This window comes from Streptomyces sp. NPDC056738 (assembly GCF_042790435.1).
GTDB lineage: Bacteria > Actinomycetota > Actinomycetes > Streptomycetales > Streptomycetaceae > Streptomyces.
The window spans coordinates 884,773-893,613 of the sequence record NZ_JBHTZF010000001.1 but is presented as its reverse complement, the minus strand read 5'-3'; the positions used below and the strand labels follow the sequence as shown (position 1 = coordinate 893,613).

General features: G+C 70.9%; 7 protein-coding genes and 1 pseudogene. 3 read left to right on the top strand and 5 right to left on the bottom strand.

What is annotated here, in order from left to right:
• Nucleotides 1-97: 97 nt before the first annotated feature.
• Both ACFRIC_RS03760 and ACFRIC_RS03755 read right to left on the bottom strand, forming a co-directional pair.
• Nucleotides 98-2,095 carry an alpha-1,4-glucan--maltose-1-phosphate maltosyltransferase gene (locus tag ACFRIC_RS03760; protein WP_382778850.1) on the bottom strand — a complete coding sequence of 666 codons (1,998 nt, stop codon included), beginning with the start codon at nucleotides 2,093-2,095 and terminating at the stop codon, nucleotides 98-100.
• A 100-nt stretch (nucleotides 2,096-2,195) separates the two neighbouring features.
• Nucleotides 2,196-2,387, bottom strand: a pseudogene (locus tag ACFRIC_RS03755) (DUF5133 domain-containing protein); the annotation flags it as partial.
• Nucleotides 2,388-2,689: 302 nt separating this feature from the next.
• Here ACFRIC_RS03755 and ACFRIC_RS03750 point away from each other — a divergent pair.
• On the top strand, nucleotides 2,690-3,205 hold the full coding sequence (locus tag ACFRIC_RS03750; protein ID WP_382778849.1) for a pep a2: 516 nt from the start codon (nucleotides 2,690-2,692) through the stop codon (nucleotides 3,203-3,205).
• 300 nt (nucleotides 3,206-3,505) lie between these two features.
• Complete coding sequence (locus ACFRIC_RS03745; RefSeq protein ID WP_382778848.1) at nucleotides 3,506-4,903, top strand: FAD-binding oxidoreductase; 1,398 nt, start codon at nucleotides 3,506-3,508, stop codon at nucleotides 4,901-4,903.
• Nucleotides 4,904-4,921: 18 nt separating this feature from the next.
• On the opposite strand, the gene ACFRIC_RS03740 is transcribed toward ACFRIC_RS03745, so the two are convergent.
• From ACFRIC_RS03740 to ACFRIC_RS03730, 3 genes are all read right to left on the bottom strand, one after another.
• Nucleotides 4,922-5,728, bottom strand: a complete 807-nt coding sequence (locus ACFRIC_RS03740) for an SAM-dependent methyltransferase (protein WP_382778847.1) — start codon at nucleotides 5,726-5,728, stop codon at nucleotides 4,922-4,924.
• 303 nt (nucleotides 5,729-6,031) lie between these two features.
• Entirely contained in the window at nucleotides 6,032-6,268 is a 237-nt protein-coding gene (locus tag ACFRIC_RS03735) for a DUF397 domain-containing protein (protein ID WP_382778846.1), read from the bottom strand.
• 3 nt (nucleotides 6,269-6,271) lie between these two features.
• Nucleotides 6,272-7,093: a helix-turn-helix domain-containing protein gene (locus ACFRIC_RS03730; protein ID WP_382778909.1), complete on the bottom strand. Its 822-nt coding sequence runs from the start codon at nucleotides 7,091-7,093 to the stop codon at nucleotides 6,272-6,274.
• A gap of 299 nt (nucleotides 7,094-7,392) precedes the next feature.
• On the opposite strand from ACFRIC_RS03730, the gene ACFRIC_RS03725 reads away from it, so the two are divergent.
• The gene (locus ACFRIC_RS03725; RefSeq protein ID WP_382778845.1) at nucleotides 7,393-8,802 is read left to right on the top strand and encodes a hypothetical protein; all 1,410 of its coding nucleotides are present in this window, start codon (nucleotides 7,393-7,395) and stop codon (nucleotides 8,800-8,802) included.
• Nucleotides 8,803-8,841: the final 39 nt, after the last annotated feature.

Here is an 8,841-nt window from a genome sequence, read left to right as displayed (position 1 = left end):
ACCAGGACCTCGTAGAAGACGGCGCGTTTGAACCATTCGGGATCGCGGTCCTTGGCCGGGGTGTCCTCGAAGGTGTCAGGGACGGGCTCATTGACCATCATGCGGGGGACCCTCCGATCCGCGGTGCCGGGCCGACAGTGAGCACATGTGCACCGCCCGGACCCAGGCGCACAAAGTTGGACCTGCCCCAGTTGTAGGTCTCGCCGGTGAGCTCGTCGCGCACCGGCACGCGCGCGTCCTCGCTCGGAGCGAGTCGCGGCATGTCCAAGGACACTGTGGCTTGCCGGGTGTGGTGGGGGTCCAGGTTCGCCACGACGACCACCGTGTCGTCACCCGTTCGCTTGCTGTAAGCGATCACCGCATCGTCGTCGACCTGGTGGAACATGAGGTTCCGGATTTCGTGGAGAGCCCTGTGATCGCGTCTGATCCGGTTCAGCCGGGTGATCAGCGGGGCGATCGTACGGCCCTCGCGCGCGGCGGCCGCCCAGTCGCGCGGGCGGAGCTGGTACTTCTCGGAGTGGAGGTATTCCTCGCTGCCCCGGCGCAGGGGGGTGTTCTCGCAGAGCTCGTAGCCGCTGTAGATGCCCCAGGTGGGGGAGAGGGTGGCGGCGAGGACGGCGCGCAGTTCGAAGGCGGGGCGGCCGCCGTGCTGGAGGAACTCGTGGAGGATGTCGGGGGTGTTGACGAACAGGTTGGGGCGCATGCGGGCGGCCGAGTCGCCCGAGAGTTCGGTGAGGTACTCGGTGAGTTCCTCTTTGGTGTTGCGCCAGGTGAAGTAGGTGTAGGACTGCTGGAAGCCGACCTCGGCCAGGGTCCGCATCATCGCGGGCCGGGTGAAGGCCTCGGCCAGGAAGATCACGTCGGGGTCGGTGGCGTTGATGTCCGCGATCACCCGCTCCCAGAACACGACCGGCTTGGTGTGCGGGTTGTCGACGCGGAAGATCCGCACGCCGTGGTCCATCCAGTGCCGCAGCACCCGCACCGTCTCGCGGACCAGGCCGGGCATGTCCTGGTCGAAGGCGATGGGGTAGATGTCCTGGTACTTCTTGGGCGGGTTCTCCGCGTAGGCGATGGTGTTGTCGGGGCGGTGGTGGAACCACTCCGGGTGCTTCTCCACCCAGGGGTGGTCCGGGGAGCACTGGAGCGCGAAGTCCAGCGCGATCTCCAGGCCGAGCGCAGCGGCCCGGGCGACGAAGGCGTCGAAGTCCTCCAGGGTGCCCAGATCGGGGTGCACCGCGTCGTGGCCGCCCTCGGGAGAGCCGATCGCCCAGGGCACCCCGACGTCCTCGGGGCCCGCGGACAGCGTGTTGTCCGGGCCCTTGCGGAAGGTGCTGCCGATGGGGTGGATCGGCGGGAGGTAGACGACGTCGAAGCCCATCTCCGCGATCGCGGGCAGCCGTTCGGCCGCGGTACGGAACGTGCCGTGCACCGGCGCGTCGACCCGACCGCCCTCCGAACGCGGGAAGAACTCGTACCACGCCCCGTAGAGCGCCCGCTCCCGCTCCACCAGCAACGGCAACGGGAGGGAGCGGGTGAGCCGTTCACGCAGCGGATGCTCCGCCAGAGTGGCCGCGACCCCGGGGGCCAGGGCCGCCGCGAACCGCTCGGCCGGGGGAAGGGAGTCGTCGCGCAGGGTGGCCGCGGCCGCCAGCAGCGTGTCCCGGCCGGCGGCCTCGGGCACACCCGCGGCGGCCCGCTCGTGGAGCGCGGCGCCCTCCTCCAGGACCAGCCCGACGTCGATCCCGGCGGGGACCTTGATCTCGGCGGAGCGCCGCCATCCGGTCACCGGATCGCTCCACGCCTCCACCAGGTAGGTCCAGCGGCCCGTGGCCGACGGAGTGACGCGGGCGCCCCAGCGGTCGCTTCCGGGGGCCAGTTCACGCATCGGCGTCCACGGGCCCGGGCAGCCGTCCGGGTCGACCAGGACGACATCGGCGCCGACCACGTCATGGCCTTCGCCGAAAAGGGTGGCGGTGACCTGGAAGGTCTCGCCCACAACCGCTTTGGCGGGCCGTCTGCCGCAATCGACGACCGGCCGCACATCCATGACGGGTGTGCGGCCGGTCTCGTGGTGCGCGTCCGTGATCGCGTCCATGCGTCTCGCCTCCGCGGTTCTGGGCCAAAATCGTCGTTGCCGCGAAAGGCCCTCTCGGTGCGGTCCCTGGGACCGTCGTTCAGATCCGTGCCGGAACGTCCTGCAGGTAGACCTCGGCGGCGTTCGCCGCCTCCCGCGCGCACCGCTTCCCCATCAGGACGCACAGGGTGTATCCGGTGTTCTCGAAATTCCCCCGCACCACACGGTCGGAGGGAGTCGCGAGAAGCAGGCGTTCCCACGCCCGGTAGCGCTCCAGATGCCTGGCGACCTCGGCTTTGGCAGGCAGCAGCATCACGCTGGTCACCTTCCCGATCTCTCGACCGCGCACGGCTCGCCTGGCCGGCGGATGAGGGCCGTACGCGAAGGGGGGCCGGTCCGTCACGGAGCGACACCCTCACTCATGGTGCCTGTACGGCGACCGAGCGTCTTGTTGGATCTTCAACCAGGCGGGGTCGCGCTCCGGTTGCACGAATGGAGTAGCCCTCTCATGCTGAGGGTGACTCAGGAGCGATCGGTGCTCACGCTTCGCAATCGGGGTTCGGTCCCGCAGGGGGCGAGGAGGAGCGAGAGCTTCGCCGGTGAGGAGCCAACGAGATGAAAGCCGCAGTCCCCTGCTACTACCACCTGGATGTGGAGCTCAGCGAGGAGAAGGTCGGACAGGTCAGGCGCATCCTGGCCGCGCACCTCAGGTACTGGAACCTGGAGAATCTCGTCGAGTCCGTCTGCCGCTGTGCGGAAGCGCTGCTTCGCACCATCGAGCAGCACTCGGCGGACAAGAACACGACGATCGAGATGTGGTGGAACGGCCGACGCCTGTTCGCGGCCGTCTCGGACAACAGCCAGGACATCCGCCCGCACCGGGCGCCCCAGGGATGTCTGGCCCAGATCGCCGCACTGAGCGACGGCTGGGGCTGCTGCGCCACGGACGTCGGTGGAAAGATCATCTGGTCCTCGTGGCGGGCCCGCGCCGCCGATCACGCCCCGCTGGACCCGCCGGTTCCCGCCCCCTGTCTGCGGGTGGCGCGTGCGACCCCGCTGTACGCGGTGCTGCCGGAACCCGCGCTCGCCGCGAGCCGTGAGGAGACCGAGCCGGCCGCCGCCCACGGGTGACCGGCCCCGCCGGTGACCGGTGACCCGGTCGGCGGACCCCGGCCGTACTGTCCGGCCATGTCGCCGAGGGCGTCGATCCGCAGGGATCGACGCCCTCGGCGTGTCCGGTGTCCTCCGTCCGGCCGCGGCCGGACGGAGTGCCGTGGACCGGCCCCGGTCGCCGAGCCAGCGCAATGTCACGGGGTTAGGCTAATCAGTGATCGGGCTGAAACGGGCACATCGGACCCAATGGCGGGAAGCCGGTCCGGTTCTCGGCCCGGATGCCGGGACCTGGGGCGGTCTCCAGATGCGGGGATGCACATGTCCACAACACCGGTACAAGCGGCACGCCAGGAACTCTCCGGATTCAAAGGGCAGTTGATCGGCCCGGAGGACTCCGGGTACGACGAGGCCCGTGCCGTCTACAACGCGATGATCGACCGGCGGCCCGCCGTGGTGGCGCGCTGCACCTCGGCGGAGGACGTCGCGCAGATCATCGGCTTCGCACGTGATCACGCCCTCCCGCTCGCGGTGCGCGGCGGTGGCCATCACGGGGCGGGCCTGAGCACCTGCGACGACGGAGTGGTCCTCGACCTCTCCCCGCTCAAGGACATCGACGTCGATCCGGCGGCCCGCACGGTGCGGGTCGGCGGCGGCTGCCTCCTGGGCGAGGTCGACCGCGCCACCAACGAACACGGCCTGGCCACACCGAGCGGCATCATCTCCACCACGGGAGTCGGCGGCATCACCCTGGGCGGCGGCCTCGGCCACCTCACCCGCAAGTGCGGGCTGGCCGTCGACAACCTGCTGGAGGCCGAGCTGGTCCTGGCGAACGGCGAGCACGTCCGCGCGAACGCCGACGAGAACACCGACCTCTACTGGGCGATCCGCGGAGGCGGCGGCAACTTCGGCGTCGTCACCTCGTTCCTCTTCCGGCTGCACGAGGTGAGCACGGTCGTCGCGGGGCCCACCTTCTGGCCCGTCGAGCTCGGCGCCGAAGTCCTCGCCGCCTACCGCGACTTCATCCCCCACGCGCCCCGTGAACTCGGCGGCTTCTTCCTCTTCGCCTCGGTCCCGCCGGGACCGCCGTTCCCGGAGGAACTGCATCTGAAGAAGGTCTGCGGTGTGCTGTGGTGCCGCGTGGGCGACGACACCGACGCGGCGGCCCGGGACATGGCCCCGCTGCTCGACGCCCTGCCCGAACCCCTGCTGCACGGCCCCGCGCCGATGCCGCACCCGGCCATCCAGTCCGCGTTCGACGGTGTCTACCCGCCCGGCGACCAGTGGTACTGGCGAGCGGGATTCGTCGACGAACTCCCCGGCGAGGCGATCGACCTGCACGCCAAGTTCGGCGCCGAGATGCCGACCTGGAAGTCGACCATGCACCTCTACCCCATCGACGGAGCCGTCCGCGACGTCGGCCCGACGGACACCGCGTGGGGCTACCGCAACTCCGGCTGGGCCGCCGTCTACGCGGGCGTCGATCCCGACCCCGCCAACGCCGAGGTGATCAAGCGGTGGAGCGTCGACTACTCCGACGCCCTCTTCCCGTACTCCGCGGGCGGCGCGTACGTCAACATGGTGATGGCCGAGGACCAGGCGAGCGTCCGGGCGAGCTACAGCGGCAACTACGACCGGCTGGCCGCGGTGAAGGCCGAGTACGACCCCGCCAACCTGTTCCGGCTGAACCAGAACATCGAGCCGGCGTCGAGCGACTGACCCGCTGGGCGGGCCCGGTCACGGTGTGCGGGCCACGCCCCCGTGGACGTCCGTGGGCTCGGGCGACGTACCGGGCTCCGGGCGCCACAACGGGCAGGACACGATGCCGGGCTCGACCGGTTCGAGGCCCTCGTAGAACGCGCCGATCTGTTCGGGGCTGCGCAGCACGTACGGGATCGCCCCCGTGTCGTCGTAGCCCTGCTGGGCCTCCTTGAGCGCCGCGTCCGTGTCCGTGCTGTCGTAGTGCACGAAGTAGCTTCCCGAGGGCAGCGCCGCCTGGAGGCGCCGGACGATCGACCGGGCCTCCTCGTAGTCCTGGACGTGGCCGAGGATGCCCATCAGCATCAGCGCCACGGGCCGGGAGAAGTCGAGGATCCCGGACGCCGCCTCGATGATCTTCTCGGGCTCGTGCAGATCCGCGTCGATGTAGTCGGTGACGCCCTCGGGGGTGCTCGTCAGCAGCGCCTGGGCGTGGCGCAGCACCAGCGGATCGTTGTCCACGTACACGACGCGGCACTCGGGCGCGACGCGCTGGGCCACCTGGTGGGTGTTGTCGTACGTGGGCAGGCCGGTGCCGATGTCGAGGAACTGGCGGATGCCGCGCTCGCCCGCCACGAAGGTGACGGTGCGGATCAGGAAGGCGCGCGAGGCGCGTGCCATGGTCTCGATGTTCGGGGCGACTTCGCGGTAGGCGTCCCCGGCGACCCGGTCGACCTCGTAGTTGTCCTTGCCGCCCATCCAGTAGTTCCAGATGCGGGCGGAGTGCGGCACCGTCGTATCGATCTTGGACAGTGCGTCCTGGGCGGGAACGGGTCGGTCGGCCATCGGAGATCCCCCTGTCCGTGCGTCACGCGGTCCGCCGGCTACGTTATCGGCAACAGCCGGACATACAGGCCGAGTTGGCGGATCGCGTGAGCGGGGAGATGGGCACGCCGGCGGGTTCCCCGGTGGCGGATCATGCCCGCCTCCACTCCCTCGGGCGAACGGCTCGGCCGGTGGTGGGGTGGACAACCCGCACGGCGGGAGTGCGTGCGGGTTGTCCGGTTGTGGGGGCGTGCTCGCGGTCTCGGGCCCGTCCGGCACTTCCCGCCGTCGACAGGTCCCGCAGAGGCGCGGCGCCGGTCCCGCTCAGGCGATCAGGAAGTCGGCCTGCCCCGACTTGGCGCCCTCGATGAACGCGGCCATCTCGTCGCGGGACCAGATCAGCGCGGGTCCCTCCGGGTCCCGTGACTGGCGCAGCGCGACGCTCCCGTCGGGAAGCCGCTTGGCCTCGACGCAACTTCCGCCGTTGGTGCCGCTCCAGGGCTTGTGCCAGCCCTCGGATCCCAGAGAGGCCGCGGACATGCCGTTGTGCACGGGTCCCATGGATCACAACTCCTCACGCAGTTCGCCCAGGATGGCCCTGGTCCGGGTGACCGGCTCCGCCTGCACGGACATCCGGTCCAGTACTTCGAGATGGCTGACGACGTCGTCGGGCCGGTCGACGTACACCGCGCCCACCAGGCTCTCCGTGTAGACGATGTCGGGGAGTTCGGAGAAGCCGAAGCGGAAGTGGTGGAACGGGCCGAACGCGCCCGGGTGGGCACCCACGCCGAAGCGCATGATCTGGATCCGCACCTTCGGCAGGTCCAGGGCCTCGGCGAGCCGGTCGAACTGGGCGCGCATCACCGCGCGTCCGCCCACCGGGCGGCGCAGCACCGTCTCGTCCAGGATCGCCCACAGCGCCGGGGCCTCGGGCTTGGCGAGCAGGTCCTGGCGTCTCATCCGCAGGGCGACCCGGCGCGCGATGTCCTTCCGTGTCTCGTTGGGGAACCCGACGCGCATCAGGGCCGTGGCGTAGTCGTGCGTCTGCAACAGGCCCGGGACGTAGTGGGGTTCGTAGAGACGGATGACACTGGCCTCGCTCTCCAGGCTCACGTAGGCGCTGAACCAGTCCGGCAGCACGTCGCGGTACGTGTACCACCAGCCGGGCTGATTGGCCTCCCTGGCCAGGGTGAGGAAGTCGTCGACCTCCGCCGCCGGGACGCCGTAGACGCGGAGCAGCTCCCGCACGTACGGGATACGGAGCCCGACCTCGGCCTTCTCGATCCTGCGGACCGTCAGAGCCGTGACCTCGATGGCGCGCGCGGCCTCCTCGAAGGAGACTCCCGCCTGTTCCCGCAGGTGCCGCAGCCGCTTCCCGAGAACCATGCGCAGGACGGTCGGCGCGCTGCCGCCGGAGCGGTTCTCGCCCACGTCCCACCTCCCGGGAACGGCCGTCTCAGGGGGCAGTGTGCCACGCGGCCGTTGACAGGGACAGAGTGCTGCGGATCGTTCCGAAATTATCAGGACGCCGGTTGCACAGGCGGCGGGCGGCCCACCATAGTGATCGAGTGACCTGTCGCACATTCGGCGACATTCACGCTCAACTGCGCTCGTCCACAAGGCAATTGAAACACCGCCAGACACGGATCACGGCGCAGCCGCACGCGGATGTGAGGCGATACGGGATGGCCGCCGTGACCGAGGGACAGACGAGGAACGCCGGCAGGTCCGCCGGGGGCAATCCGGTGCTGGGGGCCGTGCTCAAGGAGGCCGGCTGCTCCTACGCCTCCCTCGCCCTGCGGGTCAACGAACTGGGGCGGCGCCAGGGCGCGGACTCCCACTACGACAAGGCCTCGGTCACCCGCTGGCTCCAGGGCCAGCAACCCCGCGGCGGCACGCCGGAGCTGATCGCCGCCGTGCTGTCCGAGCGGCTCGGCCGCGCCCTGTCCCCCGCGGACCTCGGCTTCCACTCCGACTCCCAGCGCCCCGTCGCGAGCAGGGCGCTCGTCTACGGCGAGGACGTCGCCGAGACCCTGCACACGCTCGCGGAACTGGGTTCCACCGACATCTCCCGGCGCGGCCTGCTCGGCACCGTCCCCTTCGTCCCGGCCTCGCTGACGCACCCTCAGCGCGAGTGGCTGCTCTGGCTGCTGGAACATCAGGAGTCGCTCTCCCAGGCCCTGCCCGTGAGCGGCGGCGCCGTCGAGCAGGTGCACGCGATGATCGCCGTCTTCGACCAGATGGACAACCACTACGGCGGCGGCGGAGTGCGCACCAGCATCGTGCACTACCTCTCCACCGAGGTCGTCCCCGTGCTCCAGCGGCGCGGCACCCCGTCCGGGCAGCGGCGCCGGCTGTTCGCGGCCGCCGCCCGGCTGGCCGCCATGGCCGGCTGGAGCTCGTACGACGCGGGGGAGTACGGCCTCGCCCAGCGCTACATGACCCAGGGCCTGCGACTGTGCGCCGAGGGCCGCGACCGGGTGCTCGGCGGCCAGATCCTCGCGGGGCTCTCCCACCTCGCCACCAACCTCGGCCGCCCCGACGAGGGTGTGGCACTCGCCCGCGCCGGAATCGTCACGGCACAGGGAGCCGGCAGTCCCCTCGGGCTGATGCGGCTGTACGCCATGTCGGCGCGCGGACACGCCGCGCGGGGCCGCTCGGACGACACCTCGAAGGCGCTGCGGCTGGCGGAACGGCACCTCGCGGAGAGCAAGGGGGCCGAACAGGAGTCGCCGTGGGTGCGCTATCTGGATCACCACTATCTTCAGGCCGAGTCCGCCCTCTGCTTCCGTGACCTGGGGCTCGCCCGCCAGGCCGAGCGCACGGCGAGCGAGTCGCTCGGCTCGGGCGCCGACCGGCGCCGGCGCCAGGCCATCAGCCGCTCCGTCCTCGCGACCGCGCACCTGCAGCAGGACCGCCTCGACGAGGCGGTCGGCACCGCGACCCTGGCGCTGGAGGCGCTCGGCGCCGTCCACAGCGAACGATCCGTGCAGGCCCTGCGTGACTTCCGCCGACGCCTCGAACCCCGCCGCGCCGAACCGGTCGTGCAGGAATTCGAGCGCCGCTCCCGGGGCGTCCTCGGCGCGGCGGCCTGACGGGCGGGCAGGCCACCGGGGGCAGGGTGGTCTCCGCGC

Coding starts and splice junctions, on each gene's coding strand:
- ACFRIC_RS03750 (WP_382778849.1), top strand. CDS start 2,690: ATGAAAGCCGCAGTCCCCTGCTACTACCACCTGGATGTGGAGCTCAGC.
- ACFRIC_RS03760 (WP_382778850.1), bottom strand. CDS start 2,095: ATGGACGCGATCACGGACGCGCACCACGAGACCGGCCGCACACCCGTC.
- ACFRIC_RS03740 (WP_382778847.1), bottom strand. CDS start 5,728: ATGGCCGACCGACCCGTTCCCGCCCAGGACGCACTGTCCAAGATCGAT.
- ACFRIC_RS03725 (WP_382778845.1), top strand. CDS start 7,393: ATGGCCGCCGTGACCGAGGGACAGACGAGGAACGCCGGCAGGTCCGCC.
- ACFRIC_RS03730 (WP_382778909.1), bottom strand. CDS start 7,093: ATGGTTCTCGGGAAGCGGCTGCGGCACCTGCGGGAACAGGCGGGAGTC.
- ACFRIC_RS03735 (WP_382778846.1), bottom strand. CDS start 6,268: ATGGGACCCGTGCACAACGGCATGTCCGCGGCCTCTCTGGGATCCGAG.
- ACFRIC_RS03745 (WP_382778848.1), top strand. CDS start 3,506: ATGTCCACAACACCGGTACAAGCGGCACGCCAGGAACTCTCCGGATTC.